We start from the raw sequence: 14,026 nt of genomic DNA on the forward strand, positions 1-14,026 counted from the left end.
ATGGATAGGCAAATCCCGGGATTTGACCGACAAACACCATGGATAACTCATGTGACGCCCATCACAAAATCCACGCTTCACCATTTCGGCCATCCCCCAGGGAAATCAAAGGCCAAAATGCAAGAGAATTCAAGATGAACACCCCTCTGACCCGTCCAGACGGCAACCCCACTGCAGCCACGAGCCCCACCCCGCTCTCATTGCGGGGTGGGGCTCGATCTGTTGGGCCACGCTCGAAGGCGGCAGTGTCGGAGGGGCGAGGTTCGGCGGAGGGCAGGGTCGGGGCGTGCAGCGAGCCGACTGGTCAGCCGCCGCCGAAATCGGGGGCGCCGAGGGTCCAGAGGAGGACGGCGACCGAGGCCAGCGTGAACGCGATCAGCGCCAGACGCTGCCAGGGGATGACCCGAAGCATTGAAGGCTCCTTGAGATCGGTGGTGTCGAAGTGTGCATCCGTCGGCAGATCAATCAGCCGCCGGTCATCTCGGGGGCGCCGAGGGTCCAAAGGAGGACGGCGACCGAGGCCAGCGTGAACGCGATCAGCGCAAAGCGCTGCCAGGTGAGGGTGTGGGACATGGTTGGTTCCCTTCTCGAGCGGCGTTGGCTGGGTGGTGCATGGCGGTTGCGACGAGCAGGGCCGCTGCGGTCGCCAAGAGCACGTCGCCGATGCTGACGACGGCGTGCAGAGGCGGAAACGGGATGATGTCGCCCAGGGCGAGCAGCCGGGTGCTGTGCCCAGCCGGCACGTTTTTGGCGGTCTGGGACCCGGCGCGCAGCCCCGCGGCGGCCGCCGCGGAGGGGCTGTAGGGCATCCGGCCGTTGACGGCGATCGGAAGAGCGTTGAGGACGGCTCCCGTGAGTGCCAGTCCCACCCCCGTCTTCAACGGCCAGGCCCTGCCTCGTGCGTTGACGATCAGCCAGAGGAGGGCAACGGCGAAGGTCAAGCCAAGCAGCGGTGTCCTGAGATGGCGTCCGGCAGCGCCGGGAAGGCCGGCGGTAGCCAGCTGCGCGACCTGCACGGCCGCCGCGAGCCACAGCAGCCACAACCATCGCAGCCGCACGCCCAACAGCCTGCTCAGCCGGCCACCACTGAGATACCCCGCAAGCGTTCCTACGGCAACCGGTCCCCCGAACAGGATCAGCGCGGTGAGGCCCATGGCCCCACCCCGCAGGTGACGCGCCCCCGCACGCTCATCCCCCACCTCACTGCGATCTGGCGCCGCAGGACCCAAGCGGCCTGCGTCCCCGGCCCTTGGCGAGGTCTCAGCGAGACCGTTGACGGATCGTCGCAGGGCGAGGGCGGGGCCGCAAGCACCCGGAGCCGACTATCCGGCTGGCGGAACAAAACTGGCCTGGGCGTGGGACAACCGGTCCAAGCCGGCCCCACTCATGCTGCGTACTCCAGCCGTAGTTCGTGATGGCCCGTGGGGCAGAGTGGGGCCATGACTACGTACGAGACGATGCCGTTCCACCTCGAGACCGAGCGGCTGATACTGCGGCCGTGGGCCGAGTCGGACGCCGCTGACTTCTGCGCCCTCCTCTCGGAACGCGGCAAGGGCACGCCCAAAGTTGAGCGCATCCGGTCGTCCATAGCGGAGCTGCTCGCCGCAACGGAGACCACGGGGATCGCCCTCTTGCCCATCCAGCGCCGTGACGAGGGCGACTTCATCGGCTACTGCGGGCTGATCATCGGCCGCTCCACTCTGGAAGAGCCCGAAATCGCGTATGAGCTGTTCCAGCGCGTGCATGGGCGTGGCTACGCCACCGAGGCAGCCGGCGCGGTGCTCGATGCCGCTATTGCGACCGGGCGGAAACGACTCTGGTCGACCGTCGGCACGTGGAACACACCATCGCTCCGTGTCCTTGAAAAGCTCGGGTTCGAGCGGGATCGCGTTTCCACTGAAGAGAACGGTGAAGTGGCCTGGCTCACACGCTCGTTGCCGTGATGCGAGAGCGCGCTCGCGGGGCTTCATGCTCACACGCTCGAGTGTTCAGCGGATCTTCTCCCAGGTGTCGGATCCCACCACTGCCTTCGCGACGGAGTGGCCGAGTCGCGACGCATTTTTTCGCATTTCCTTGGGGAATTCTTTCAGGCGATCGTACGACTGACCTCGGAATGCCAGGTATGTTGCCGTCGCAAGCACCCAAGGGACTACCGACATGACAATGCCAGGCCGATCGAAATACATGCCGATATCCCATACTGTGACCATCCATAGAAGGACGGCGACGCCTAGCCCGATCACTGTCCGGAGCAGCGGACGGCAGGCGCGGGAAACTGCCACGGATCCCACCAAACTGATCAGCGCCAATTTGGTAACTCCCATGCCGCTGCTCGAATGGTGCATGAGGTTCACGGCGAGCCACGCGCCCGCAGTGCAGGCGGCCCAGTAGGCGACGTTCCACGGAGCGAAATGAGGGGTGCATTGCTTCAGGATCGGCAATCCTCCGCAATGACGCCCGCGTTGTCGGTCCTGCGGGCCGGGGTCCTCCAGTACTACCAACCCGGGAACGAACTCGAGCAAGAGCATCAGATGAGGCTTATGGAGAAGTCGTTTGGCTGCATACCAGAGGGCAGGCTGCTGCAAACGCCCATCGATGTACGTAGCTGTAGCCTCTTCTCGACAGTAACTGGTCGCCTCCAATACCCAGGTGAGGAGGACAAACGTAATACCGAAGAGATATGTGAACAGTGATCCAGCGACGGCGAGCGAGCTGGACAGATGCATTCCTGCAGCATAGATGCCCGCGAGGCATCGGATTGCGTAACCCGAGCCGACGGTAATCCAGATCAATCTCGCAGCCGATTTTTGCATCACCGCTGTGGCCTTTTCAGAGGATTCTACGGCGCGTAGCGACTCGTACAGCACGCCAACACCGAAAACCAGGGCAATCAGTTTCAGTGTCGCTGACGCCTTTCCCACGCCGATGCCGAGCAAGCAGGCGGTCGCCAGACGCAGTAGCGCAGTGACCGTACTGGCTGCGACGATGAGACGCCTTCTCCTGTTGGACTGAGGGCCATCGCCCTCTATGGACGGCAATCTGAGCCGGGCAGCCGAATGGGGGTGGGATGCGTCGTCCGCCCACCCGCGGATATCGTTCCACTGATAGCGGGCGGAGTAGACCAGATACTCCGTGATGACGACTGCCAGCGCAAGAGTCCCCCAGTCCGGGGTTCCTTGCATTGTCCAGACGGCAGCAAGGTAGCCCCCGGGCACGAAGAACCATTTGATCCAGTCCTCTGGACGGGGCAGCAACACATAGGACATCAGGCTTCGGCCGGTCGGGACATCCGCGTCAAGAAGCGGGCGATGTTTCCGTTGATGATAATTGTGAGCCACCTGAATGAAGGTTGTTCTCGCCCCGAAAGTCGCGCCGGCCACATCAGCGATCAGCACGGTGAAGGCGAGTCCATAGCCAATCAGCATGGCGACGCGGTATGCCCCGTCCAGTTTGATTGCGAGGTACACCGTCAGTCCACCGAAGACAGCCAGGGCCACCAACATGATCATCACGGCAAGAATGCGATAACCAGCTCGCCCCCTGCGGAGGGTTGTCACCTCTGTGATCAGACCGTGGTAGGAAGCCGGGCTGATGGAGCCCACGGCGGAGAGGTCGGCCAGTGGGGCCGAGGCGTATTTTCTCAGCTCGTTCTCCACTGCACGGATGTAATAGCTCCGCAGAGCGGCTACCATGCCGAGAAGTTGCATGAAGGCAAGCGTTGCCAGAGGGATAGCGGGCGCGCCGGCCAGAAAAAGGGCTGGGATCTGTTTGCAATTCTTTTTGTCTTGCCCGGGATCCCTGAGGGCGCATGCGTCACTGACCACGGCGGCGACCGCGCCGATAAGAACCACCGTGATGCTGGCCACCGCGGTCTGGATGTTGGCGAAGGTCCGCTCGTCTTCCCTTGCCATCTCGTAATCGAGGGCAAGAACATCGAATCTGCGCGCCTCGCCGGCGAGAGGACCGTTCGTAGCGTCCGAGGGGATGGAGCTGGTCTGCCCCCTGAGGAGTCGGATCGAGCGTCGGAAGATTTCCTGGAACTTGCCCACGGTTTATCATGAGCGGACGCCGACAATTTTGCGGGCCAGGTGGCCATGAACGCTGTATCTGGTGACCACCGATTCACGCGGTCGGCGGAGTCGTACGGGATGACCCCCTTGGTCTCACTCGTCACTGCTCAGAGGGTCCCCCCTTCACAGACGCGGCGGGCGACCTCGCGGAGTTTGATGTTCTTCTCCTGCGAGTAACGGCGCAGGACGTCGAAGGCTTCCTCTTCGGTGAGGTGGCCGGTGCCCATGAGGATGCCCATGGCCTCGCCGATGGTGTGGCGGGTGGCGAGGGCCTGTTCCATCTGGGCTTGGGTGCGGGCGGCGGAGAAAGCCACCGCCGCGTGGGAGGCCAGCAACAGACCGGCCGTCTCGCTGGCCGCGGTGAACATGCCGGGCTCGTGGGAGTAGAGGTTCAGCGCGCCGAGATCTTCGTCCTCGGTGTACAGCAGGAAACCCATCATGCTGCCCACCCCGAGCTTGCGGGCCTGGGGGGCATAGGCGGGCCAGCGCTGATGTTCGGCGGTGAGGTCGGCGATGCGGAAGACCCGTTCGCCGTTCGAATCGTGGGTGACGTCGAAGCAGGGACCTTCTCCCAGGCGTTCCTGGAGCCGGTCGCTGTCGATGGCCAGCTGATGGGTGGGGGCAAGAGTCTTCACACGCTTGTCGTGCAGTACGAGGATGCCGGCCGCATCGCAGCCGTCCACCAGCTCGGTCGCCGAGGCCGTGATCCGCTCCAGCGTCGCGCCCACCGAGTCCTGTGCCAGCAGATCGCGTGCCATCGAGGCCATCTGCTCCGCAAACCGGGCCCACCCCACCGTCTTCTCCTTCGCTCGTCCTGCCCCGGACCACCCCTCCCCCAGCCTCCTACCCAGCCCTGCACGAAACCGCCCCACGGGAGCCCGCGGGCGGATCGCCGCCAACGGCCAGATGTGAGGCCCTGGGCCACAACGCCGCCGCAGACGCCGGCGTCCTGCGCACCGCACCGACCGCGTCCCTTCCCGGCCAGAGCCGGTGGCCGACCGCTCTCACCGGGAGCGGGACGGCGGCGACAGCCCGGTCCGCGCGGGCGTGGAGGGCGACCGCCCGGCACGGCCACCGGGTCGGCGATGCCGGAGCGGCAGTCATATGCCGCCCGGGCCGCCGCTTCCGAACGAACCGCTGGTGCCGGAATCCCAGCGCGGGCGCCTCTGGTCCCTGGCTCGCCTGCTCCCCTGGCCCTTGAGGTCGTGAGGAGTGAGCCGCTCGCTTTCGTTCTCTGCCCGGGGGACCTCGTCCGGTTCGCGCATCTGCCGGGTCTCGTGGAGCGGGCCGGCTTCTTCCGGGGGACTGCTCGCGCGGGAGCGGCGGACCTGACGTCCCGGGTCCTGTTCGCGTCGTCGCACCCTGCCACCGAACCGAACGGCCCACACCAGGGCACCGGCGATGGCCAGACCGACGACGAGTACGACGATCGCGCCGAACACGGAGCTCGACTCGATCGCCTCATGTGCGTAGTGGATGGCGTCCATGGCGGCCGAGTACCCAGGGGAGCGCGTTCTGGTCCGGTTCGCCCTCGGGGGCGGCTCGGGGGTGGCCGGGCGTGGCTTCACCGCTTTCCGGGGCCCTCACCGGTAGCGTCACCGCGGGTGACCGAAAGGTGACGGAGGTGCGTCGGTTCCGCCCGCATTTCCTGTCGGGCCATCCGTTTCCCCCGAGGCCGTCCGGGGCACTCGCGGGGACGGTTCGTGCCCTTCCGGTGGCCCGCCCGGCCGGGGCAGCCGTGAAGGAGGACGATGACCCAAGCCACGGAAGGCCGCGACGACCCCGTCAGGGTCCCCTCCACCACGTCCTCTCTGGGCCGGGCCCTGCTGCGCTGGGCGACCACGACCGATCACAAGGTGATCGGCCGCCTGTACATGGTCACGGCGTTCTGCTTCTTCCTCTTCGCGGGCCTGCTGGCCCTGGGCATGCGTTCCGAACTAGCCCGTCCGGGCCTGCAGTTCATGAGCGAGCAGACCTACAACCAGCTCTTCACCATGCACGGCACGGTGATGATGCTGCTCTTCGCGACGCCGATGTTCGCCGGCTTCGCCAACGCGGTGATGCCGCTTCAGATCGGCGCCCCGGATGTGGCCTTCCCCCGGCTCAACGCGCTGTCGTACTGGATGTATCTCTTCGGCGGTCTGATGGTCGTGTCCGGCGTGGTGGTGCCGGGAGGCGCCGCCGCGTTCGGCTGGTTCGCGTACGCGCCGCTGAACAGCGCCTACCACTCCCCCGGCGCGGGCGGTGATCTCTGGGTGATGGGTCTGGTGGTCACCGGGGTGTCCACCACGCTCGGCGCCGTCAACTTCATCACCACGATCCTGTGTCTTCGCGCCCCCGGCATGACGATGTTCCGGATGCCGATCTTCACCTGGAACGTGCTGTTCACGTCCATCCTGGTGCTGCCGGCCTTCCCCGTGCTCACCGCCGCGCTGCTGGCCCTGGAGGCGGACCGGAAGTTCGGCGCGCACATCTTCGACGCGACGAACGGAGGGGCGATCCTCTGGCAGCACCTGTTCTGGTTCTTCGGGCATCCGGAGGTCTATATCGTCGCGCTGCCGTTCTTCGGGATCATCTCGGAGATCATCCCCGTCTTCTCCCGGAAGCCGATCTTCGGGTATGTGTCGCTGATCGGCGCGACCATCGCGATCACCATGCTGTCCGCGGTCGTCTGGGCCCATCACATGTTCGCCACCGGCGCGGTGCTGCTGCCGTTCTTCTCGCTCATGTCGTTCCTGATCGCGGTACCGACCGGAATCAAGTTCTTCGCCTGGATCGGCACCATGCACCGTGGTTCGCTGTCCTTCGAGACACCGATGCTCTGGGCGCTGGGCTTTCTCATGTCGTTCCTGCTGGGCGGCCTGAGCGGGGTGCTCATCGCGTCCCCGCCGCTCGATTTCCACGTCACGGACTCGTACTTCATCGTGGCGCATCTGCATTACGTCCTGTTCGGGACGGTGGTGTTCGCGATGTTCGGCGGGTTCTACTTCTGGTGGCCCAAGTTCACCGGGAAGCTGCTCGACGAACGGCTGGGCAAGCTGCACTTCTGGCTGCTGTTCCCGGCGTTCCAGCTGACGTTCCTGGTCCAGCACTGGCTCGGGGAGGAAGGCATGCCCCGCCGGTACGCCGACTATCTGCCGGCCGACGGCTTCACGCTCCTCAACACCCTCTCCTCGGCGGGAGCTTTGCTGCTCGGGGTGTCGACTCTGCCGTTCCTGTACAACGTCTGGCACACCGCCAGGTACGGGAAGCGGGTCACCGAGGAGGACCCGTGGGGGTTCGGACGCTCCCTGGAATGGGCGACGAGTTGTCCGCCGCCCCGCCACAACTTCACCGCGCTGCCGCGGGTGCGGTCCGAGTCCCCCGCCTTCGACCTGCGGCATCCGGAGATCCTACGGACGGAGGAACCGCGGTGAAGGTCGAGGCCCTGCTCTTCGCCGGTGTCGCCGCGTTCTTCGCCGGCACGGCCGTGCTCTACGGACTCTGGTCGGGCGACCCGGCCGGTACGGCGGCGCTGGTCGTCGCCTTCGCCATGGCCGCGCTCGTGTCGTTCTTCTGCGCGGTGCAGTACCGGCGCAAGGGGCGGCGCCCCCAGGACCGTCCCGACGCCGAAGTGGCCGACGGCGCGGGGCCGGTCGAGTTCTTCCCGGACGAGAGCCCATGGCCCGTGGTCACCGCGGTCGGGTTCGCGGTCGCCGCGACGGGCGTGGTCTACGGGTTGTGGCTGTTCCTCATCGGCGTCGGCGTGGTGGCACGCGGAGTCGCGGGCTTCGCGTTCCAGTACGCCCGCCGGGGTGCCGACCGGGAAGGCTGACGGGCGTCCTCGGGGCGCCGGGCCGGAACTCGGGCTCCTCGACCGGCCGGTGGCCGCTCTCGTAACCGCCTTCGACCGTCTGACGCACCTCTCCGGTTCCCACCCCGCGTACCAGCCGTTCCTGCTCCGACTCCAGCAGGGCGTGGCACAGCCGACGGGTGAGCATGAAGGCCAGCACCGGTGCCAGTACGAGCGCGATGCGCAGGATCCACGTGAGGGTGTTCAGCGAGATCCTGAAGCTCTGTGCCAGCACGTCGTTGCCGCCGGCCAGCAGCAGGACGCCGTAGAAGGTGATCCCGGCTACGCCGAGGCCGGTGCGGACGGGGCGTTCGCGCGGCCGGTCGCACAGGTGGTGCTCCTGATCCCGCTCGCCGGTCAGCCGTTGTTCCACGAACGGGTAGGCGTACAGGATCAGGAACAGCAGGGCGGGCAGGACGACGGCCGGGAGGAGGACGTTCCACATGATCGTGTGACCGGCGACGTTCGTCTCCCAGGGAGGTACGAGCCGCAGGGCGCCCTCCAGGAAGCCGACGTACCAGTCGGGCTGGGAGCCCGTGGACGCCTGGTCGGGACGGTAAGGGCCGTAGGTCCACACGGGGTTGATCTGCGCGAGGCCGCCCAGCAGGCCCATCACGCCGAAGACGATGAGACTCAGCCCCGCCGAGGAGGCCGCGAACTGGGGGAAGAGCGGCTTGCCGACGACGTTGCGGTTGGTACGGCCCGGGCCCCGCCACTGGGTGTGCTTCAGATGGAAGACCAGGATCAGGTGCACCGTGACCAAGGCGATCAGGGCGCCGGGGAGCAGGAGGATGTGCAGGCTGTAGAGCCGGGGGACGATGTCCTCGCCCGGGAACTGGGCCCCGAACGCGAACATGCTCACGTACGTCCCCACGACCGGGATCGACAGCATGATCCCCTGCGCGATCCGCAGCCCCGTCCCGGAGAGCAGGTCGTCCGGGAGCGAATAGCCGGCGAAACCCTCGGCAAGGGAGAGCACGAACAGGGTGACTCCGATGACCCAGTTCATCTCGCGCGGCCTGCGGAAGGCTCCCGTGAAGAAGATCCGCAGCAGGTGCGCACCGATCGCCGCCACGAACACCAGAGCCGCCCAGTGGTGCATCTGCCGCATCAGGAGACCGCCGCGTACGTCGAAGCTGATGCGTACGGTGGAGTCGAAGGCCGCCGACATGCGCACACCCCGCAACGGCACGTACCGACCGTCGTAGACCACTTCGCGCATCTCCGGCTTGAAGAACAGTGTCAGCCACACACCGGTCAGCACCAGGACGACGAGGCTGTAGAGCGCGAGTTCACCGAGGAAGAACGACCAGTGGTGGGGGAACGCCTTACGCAGCAGCGGGCCGCCGCCGTCCACGACCGGCAGGCGTGCGTCGACCGCGTCGGCGAACCGCTGCCCGCGACCACGATCCTCGCCCGACGGCGGTGGGGAGGCATCCCGGCCCTCCGCGCTCATACGGCGTCCAGGTCTTCGGTCGGTGCCTCACACCGGTCGCGGTCCACGGAATCCCCTCCTTCTGCCCGCCACTGGGCCCTGACGCCGGCTCGCGTCTGCCATCCCTTGCCCACGGACCGCCGGGCGAGTACCCGCTTGCCGCGAAACACTCGCACGGCTGGGACCAGGCACCCGTTCGGCGGACATCGGGGGCCCTGCGGCGGGTGTGAGTCGGTTCTGCGGCGGTGCTCCTGTCACGGAGCATCGCCTTTCGGGCTACAGGAGGACGACGCACCCTCGCCGCTCCAGTTCGGTGAGCAACGACGAGGAGGGCTCGCAAGCGTTGTCGGACCGCATTGCCCCGGAGCCACAGCTCGCGCAGGTTGCGGAGTCGGCCGATGCTGTCCGGCAACGTGACCAGCCGGTTGTGCTGCGCTCGGAGCTCGACCAGGCCGGTCATCCTGCCGATGGCCTCCGGCAGGGCGGTCAGGGCGTTGTCCCCGACGTTGAGGTCAAGTCGCCGAGTTCGTCGGGCACGGACGTGAGGTGGTTGTGGCCGAGGTCCAGGGTCGTCAGCCGGTGCAGCCGTCCGATCTCTGCTGGGAGGCGTGTCAGCCCGTTGTCCGCGAGGATCAGTACCTCGGGCTCGGTACGCTCCCAGACCGACACGGGCACTTTTCCCAGCTGTTGACGCCAGTGGTTCAGTACATGCCGCACGGCTTGATCCCTCCTTGGAAGGCCGAAGCCCGTCCCACCTCGGCCGGGTCTCATCGGATGTACTTCGCCGGCTTGGTAGCCAAGTTGAGCAGGTGCTCCAGGGGGCCTCGCCGGAAGAAGCGGGACCAGATCGCCGCGAACACGATCGCCCCCACGACGTACGTGAGCAGGGGTCCCCAGGACCCCTGGGTGCCGGCGCCGGGGGCAGGAGGCAGTACGGATTGTGCGACGAAGTGGCCGACGTAGGCGGTCAGGGACATGGTGCCCACGGCGATGACCGGCGTGGCCAGGCGACGCAGTCGCGGCAGGCGGTCCATCGCCACGGTCGCGCCCACGATCACGAGGATCGCGACTCCGACGCTGCCGATGATGTCGAAGGTGGTGCCGCTGTGCGGTCCGGCCGTCAAGAGCAGGGATGCCGGCATGTCGGGGAACGATCCGCCGTCGGGGGGCATCGACCCTGAGTCGCCCGACGACGACCCGCCTTCCGCGAGGCTGTTCAACGCGTCGTGGCCGGCCAGCAGCAGGGATGTGCCGTAGGCGGTCACGGTGAGGGCGGCACCGAGCGCGGCCAGGCGGCACTGGACAGTTCCGGAGGACAGGTCGAAGCGGGCCAGCGCCATGCCGGCGATCACGAACGACATCCAGGTGATCGTCGGGTAGAAGCCGGTGAGCAGCAGATCGAGCACTCCGACGTCGCTGAGGCGGTGGAGCGGGTCGTAGGCGTTGATGCTCTGCTGGACCGACTCGCTCAGCAGCGAGTTCAGGGCGTACGCCAGCTGCGGTGTGACGAGGGCGAGGGCTGCCGCGACGATCGCGAGTGTCCTGCCCGACAGACGGACCAGGGGCAGGGCCAGGAGGAAGTAGACACCGTAGAAGCCGAGGATGATCACGCCCCCGTACTCCATCGCCATCGCGGTGCCCAGCGCCAGCAGGATCACGGCGCGGATCGCGATGCGGGCCTTCGCCTGCCGGCCGGCCAGGCCGGTCCTGGGTCGGCGGCGGCCGGCGATCAGCATCAGTGAGAAGCCGGCCAGGGTGGCGAACAGGACCGATGAGTGACCGTCCGCCATGTACCGGATCCAGCTCGCGACGCCGTCCGTGGCCGACAACGGCGGACCGATGTGCACGACGTACATGCCGAACACGGCCAGCGCGCGGGCCAGGTCCACCCCGACGAGACGTCCTACCGACGGGCCGGACGAGGTCGGCACGGCGGAGTCGGGGGCTGTGTGTGGCTGCGGAGGCAATTTCTCCTGCGGAGCTGACGTCTCCCGCAGCGGCTGCGACTTTCTCATACGGAGAACCTCGCGTGGCGTCAGCCGGCGGACCATCCGGCAGCCTTCGGTAACGCCCCCGCCGACCGGCGGGTACCGCCCTGCCGACCGGCGGAGTCTCGTCCTGACCCGCCTCCGGCACGACCGGGACGGCGGTCTTCTCCAGCCACTCGGCGGGGGTGGACCCGACACTTGCCGGATGGGCGCACGGCAGCCGGGCGTCCAGGCTGGAGGCATGACCCGCCGCGCACGACACAAGGAGACCGAGGGCTTCCTCGGATCATCGGCCGATGTACCGGGCCGTGACGCCGCCCCTGGCAGGGGCGGGTTTCTGGAGTTTCTCGGCCTGACGCTGGCGGCCGGCGCCTTCGTCCTGTTCGTCGTGCGTCCAGAGGTCTGCGAAGCGTTGGTCCACGCTCTCGCCACGGGGACGGCCGCATGCGTCCACTGAGCCGGCACGGCTCACGCCCTGGTGCGCCGGTCCGCTGAAGCGGCGCCGGCAGGCAGACCGTAGAAGAAAGGATTTGCGTGAACACGGCATCCGCCTCGACGACGGATGAACCCTCCCTCTCGGCCTGCTGTGCGCCCTGGTCGGGGCCGCCGGGGGGCTGGTCACCTGAGGTGCGGCCAGTCGCCTTGGCCAGCACCCCGCTGAAGTGACGCGGCAACTTGTCACAGAGGCCGGTAAGGAGGGCGTCGCCGAGGTCGCCCAGTAGCACATCAGCCGGCCACGCGTGAGGCGACGCGAGCCGACCGAACAACACGAGGGGTCGGTCAGTCCGCGTTGAGGGGGATCCGCAGCCGCACCCGGTAGCCGCCCTCCGTGGTCGGGCCCGCATCCAGGCTGCCGTGGAGCAGCTCGGCCCGTTCCCGCAGGCCGACCAAGCCCTGCTGTGAGCCGGGGAGGGGAAGGGAGGGACGCGTGGGACGAGTGTTGGTGACGGTCACCCCGATGCCGTCGCCGTCCTGCCACAACTCCACGCGAGCGATGGCGCCGGGGGCGTGCTTACGGACGTTGGTCAACGCCTCCTGGACCGTACGGTAGAGGGTCCGTTGGGCGGGGGTGCCCACGACGGACGGCAGCTCACCGGACAACTCCACCTGAGTGCCGCTGGATTCCACCAGTCTACGAAGGTCGGCCAGCGTGGGCTGAGGCGTCAGCTCGGTGGCGTGGCCGCCGGAGGCACGCAGCAGCGTGACCATGGTGCGCAGTTCGTCGAGCGTGGTGACGCTCAGCGAACGGATTGTGCGGGCGGCCTCCTTGGCGTCCGCGTCCTTGGCGGCGACCTGCAGGGCCCCGGCCCGTACGGCGATCAGGCTGACCTGGTGGGAGACCACGTCGTGCATCTCGCGGGCCAGTTGGGCGCGTTCGCGGGCGAGTACTGCCTGGGCGTGCAATGCCCGCTCGTGTTCCCTGGCCTCCTCGATCTCGACGAGCCGCCGCGCCAAGTCCCGGTGTGCCTGGAGGAGTTGTGCGATGAGGACCGGTGCGGCGGCGGTCGCCAGACCGTATACGAAGGTCACCAGCGTCATGGTTCGGCCGACCTCGGTGAGGCCGGCCAGGGGCCACGGCGTGCTGTTGGCGACCGCGGTCAGTGCGACGCACACCGCGAGGAGCCGACGATTGCGGGAGCGTTCGGCCAGTGTGAACAGCGCCACGAGCGGGGCGACGGCGACGGGCTGCGTCAGCGCGATGGGCAGGGTGAGCAGGAACACGCCGAGCGGAAATCGGCGCCGGAAGGCCAGCGCGGCGCAGCCGAGCGTGGCCAGCGCGACACCGAGGCGCGTGTCGTCCCACAGGTTCAGCCACACGTCCACGGCAGCGGCCACCACCAGGACGAGGTCGACGACGGGCGGGGGCACCCGCTCCCACAGCGCGCGGGCGCGATTCATCGCCCGGCCTCCGACCGCGGGTGCTCGTCGAGCAGACCGGCCCGCTGCGCCAGCAGCGCGGCCCGCACCCGGCTCGTCACCCGAAGTTTCGTGAGGATCGCGCTGACGTGGTCCTTGACCGTGCCGGCACCCAGGTGGATGCGGCCCCCGATCTCGGCGTTCGACAGCCCCTCCGCCACCAGGACCAGCACGTCGCGCTCCCGGGCGGTGAGCAGCCGGACCCGCGCGGCCTCCTCGTCGACGGCCGCCTCGATGCCGGGGTGGCTGTGCAGCAGGGCCCGCGACGCCTTGGGAGACAGCACCACGCCGCCCGCGGCCAGGGTGCGCACCAGGTGGGCGAGCTGCTCCGGCTCGGTGTCCTTGAGCAGGAAGCCGGCCGCACCGCAGTGCAGCGCGGTCAGGATGTACTCGTCGGCGTCGAACGTCGTCAGCATCGCCACCACCGGGGCGTCCGGCTCCGCCCGCAGCTCGCGCAGGACGGTGAGCCCGTCGACGTCCGGCATCCGGATGTCCAACAGCACCACGTCCGGCCGCTCCCGGCGGATGGTCTCCACAGCGTCGCCGCCGCTCGTGGTCGCGACGACGTCGATGTCCTCCGAGGCGCCCAGGATGAGTTCGAAGCCCGAGCGAACCAGTGCCTCGTCGTCCACCACCACTACCCGGATCACGCGCGCCGCCTCACCTTCGTTCATGCCGTCCGATTTGATGCCGCCTCGACCCTAAAGCCACGCGGAACCCCCGGTGGCCCAACGAGCTGCAGCTCCAGCCACACGGCGGGGTAGCACCCTCCAGTCGGCAGGGA

13 protein-coding genes are annotated in these 14,026 nt (G+C 67.7%); 4 read left to right on the forward strand and 9 right to left on the reverse strand.

What is annotated here, in order from left to right:
- Nucleotides 1–536: 536 nt before the first annotated feature.
- Nucleotides 537–1,154, reverse strand: coding sequence for a DUF5317 family protein (locus ACZ5NW_RS28180; RefSeq protein ID WP_468746735.1), 618 nt, complete (start codon nucleotides 1,152–1,154; stop codon nucleotides 537–539).
- A 285-nt stretch (nucleotides 1,155–1,439) separates the two neighbouring features.
- On the opposite strand from ACZ5NW_RS28180, the gene ACZ5NW_RS28185 reads away from it, so the two are divergent.
- The gene (locus ACZ5NW_RS28185; RefSeq protein ID WP_468746736.1) at nucleotides 1,440–1,943 is read left to right on the forward strand and encodes a GNAT family N-acetyltransferase; all 504 of its coding nucleotides are present in this window, start codon (nucleotides 1,440–1,442) and stop codon (nucleotides 1,941–1,943) included.
- Nucleotides 1,944–1,988: 45 nt separating this feature from the next.
- Here the strand turns inward: ACZ5NW_RS28185 and ACZ5NW_RS28190 are convergent, their stop codons facing one another.
- The 3 genes from ACZ5NW_RS28190 to ACZ5NW_RS28200 all read right to left on the reverse strand — a co-directional run bounded on the left by ACZ5NW_RS28190 (nucleotide 1,989) and on the right by ACZ5NW_RS28200 (nucleotide 5,557).
- Nucleotides 1,989–4,049, reverse strand: coding sequence for a hypothetical protein (locus ACZ5NW_RS28190; RefSeq protein WP_468746737.1), 2,061 nt, complete (start codon nucleotides 4,047–4,049; stop codon nucleotides 1,989–1,991).
- Nucleotides 4,050–4,177: 128 nt separating this feature from the next.
- The gene (locus tag ACZ5NW_RS28195) at nucleotides 4,178–4,837 is read right to left on the reverse strand and encodes a GAF and ANTAR domain-containing protein (RefSeq protein WP_468746738.1); all 660 of its coding nucleotides are present in this window, start codon (nucleotides 4,835–4,837) and stop codon (nucleotides 4,178–4,180) included.
- A gap of 333 nt (nucleotides 4,838–5,170) precedes the next feature.
- Nucleotides 5,171–5,557: a DUF6479 family protein gene (locus tag ACZ5NW_RS28200; RefSeq protein ID WP_468746739.1), complete on the reverse strand. Its 387-nt coding sequence runs from the start codon at nucleotides 5,555–5,557 to the stop codon at nucleotides 5,171–5,173.
- A gap of 264 nt (nucleotides 5,558–5,821) precedes the next feature.
- Here ACZ5NW_RS28200 and ctaD point away from each other — a divergent pair, with 264 nt between their 5' ends.
- Nucleotides 5,822–7,486 carry an aa3-type cytochrome oxidase subunit I gene (ctaD, locus tag ACZ5NW_RS28205; RefSeq protein ID WP_468746740.1) on the forward strand — a complete coding sequence of 555 codons (1,665 nt, stop codon included), beginning with the start codon at nucleotides 5,822–5,824 and terminating at the stop codon, nucleotides 7,484–7,486.
- Nucleotides 7,483–7,884: an aa3-type cytochrome oxidase subunit IV gene (ctaF, locus tag ACZ5NW_RS28210; RefSeq protein WP_468746741.1), complete on the forward strand. Its 402-nt coding sequence runs from the start codon at nucleotides 7,483–7,485 to the stop codon at nucleotides 7,882–7,884. Before ctaD ends, ctaF begins: the two co-directional genes overlap by 4 nt.
- On the opposite strand, the gene qcrB is transcribed toward ctaF, so the two are convergent.
- From qcrB to ACZ5NW_RS28225, 3 genes are all read right to left on the reverse strand, one after another.
- Nucleotides 7,802–9,358: a cytochrome bc1 complex cytochrome b subunit gene (gene qcrB / locus ACZ5NW_RS28215; RefSeq protein WP_468746742.1), complete on the reverse strand. Its 1,557-nt coding sequence runs from the start codon at nucleotides 9,356–9,358 to the stop codon at nucleotides 7,802–7,804. The genes ctaF and qcrB overlap by 83 nt on opposite strands.
- A gap of 465 nt (nucleotides 9,359–9,823) precedes the next feature.
- The gene (locus tag ACZ5NW_RS28220; protein WP_468746743.1) at nucleotides 9,824–10,054 is read right to left on the reverse strand and encodes a leucine-rich repeat domain-containing protein; all 231 of its coding nucleotides are present in this window, start codon (nucleotides 10,052–10,054) and stop codon (nucleotides 9,824–9,826) included.
- A gap of 50 nt (nucleotides 10,055–10,104) precedes the next feature.
- Nucleotides 10,105–11,352 carry a DUF418 domain-containing protein gene (locus ACZ5NW_RS28225; protein WP_468746744.1) on the reverse strand — a complete coding sequence of 416 codons (1,248 nt, stop codon included), beginning with the start codon at nucleotides 11,350–11,352 and terminating at the stop codon, nucleotides 10,105–10,107.
- Between the two features lie 214 nt (nucleotides 11,353–11,566).
- On the opposite strand from ACZ5NW_RS28225, the gene ACZ5NW_RS28230 reads away from it, so the two are divergent.
- A complete protein-coding gene (locus ACZ5NW_RS28230) occupies nucleotides 11,567–11,782 on the forward strand; it encodes a hypothetical protein (protein ID WP_468746745.1) in 216 nt (71 codons plus the stop codon).
- Between the two features lie 323 nt (nucleotides 11,783–12,105).
- Here ACZ5NW_RS28230 and ACZ5NW_RS28235 read toward each other — a convergent pair whose 3' ends face one another.
- Together ACZ5NW_RS28235 and ACZ5NW_RS28240 are read right to left on the reverse strand one after the other, a co-directional pair.
- Nucleotides 12,106–13,224 carry a sensor histidine kinase gene (locus ACZ5NW_RS28235; protein ID WP_468746746.1) on the reverse strand — a complete coding sequence of 373 codons (1,119 nt, stop codon included), beginning with the start codon at nucleotides 13,222–13,224 and terminating at the stop codon, nucleotides 12,106–12,108.
- The gene (locus ACZ5NW_RS28240) at nucleotides 13,221–13,916 is read right to left on the reverse strand and encodes a response regulator (protein ID WP_468746747.1); all 696 of its coding nucleotides are present in this window, start codon (nucleotides 13,914–13,916) and stop codon (nucleotides 13,221–13,223) included. The genes ACZ5NW_RS28235 and ACZ5NW_RS28240 overlap by 4 nt, the downstream gene beginning before the upstream one ends.
- Between the last annotated feature and the right edge of the window lie 110 nt (nucleotides 13,917–14,026).

The organism is Streptomyces sp. NPDC032126 (assembly GCF_055580085.1).

Excerpts from the sequence above, each read along its gene's own strand:
- ACZ5NW_RS28180 (WP_468746735.1), bottom strand. The coding sequence starts at position 1,154 with ATGGGCCTCACCGCGCTGATCCTGTTCGGGGGACCGGTTGCCGTAGGA.
- ACZ5NW_RS28185 (WP_468746736.1), top strand. The coding sequence starts at position 1,440 with ATGACTACGTACGAGACGATGCCGTTCCACCTCGAGACCGAGCGGCTG.
- ACZ5NW_RS28195 (WP_468746738.1), bottom strand. The coding sequence starts at position 4,837 with ATGGCCTCGATGGCACGCGATCTGCTGGCACAGGACTCGGTGGGCGCG.
- ACZ5NW_RS28200 (WP_468746739.1), bottom strand. The coding sequence starts at position 5,557 with ATGGACGCCATCCACTACGCACATGAGGCGATCGAGTCGAGCTCCGTG.
- ctaD (WP_468746740.1), top strand. The coding sequence starts at position 5,822 with ATGACCCAAGCCACGGAAGGCCGCGACGACCCCGTCAGGGTCCCCTCC.
- qcrB (WP_468746742.1), bottom strand. The coding sequence starts at position 9,358 with ATGAGCGCGGAGGGCCGGGATGCCTCCCCACCGCCGTCGGGCGAGGAT.
- ACZ5NW_RS28225 (WP_468746744.1), bottom strand. The coding sequence starts at position 11,352 with ATGAGAAAGTCGCAGCCGCTGCGGGAGACGTCAGCTCCGCAGGAGAAA.
- ACZ5NW_RS28230 (WP_468746745.1), top strand. The coding sequence starts at position 11,567 with ATGACCCGCCGCGCACGACACAAGGAGACCGAGGGCTTCCTCGGATCA.
- ACZ5NW_RS28235 (WP_468746746.1), bottom strand. The coding sequence starts at position 13,224 with ATGAATCGCGCCCGCGCGCTGTGGGAGCGGGTGCCCCCGCCCGTCGTC.
- ACZ5NW_RS28240 (WP_468746747.1), bottom strand. The coding sequence starts at position 13,916 with ATGAACGAAGGTGAGGCGGCGCGCGTGATCCGGGTAGTGGTGGTGGAC.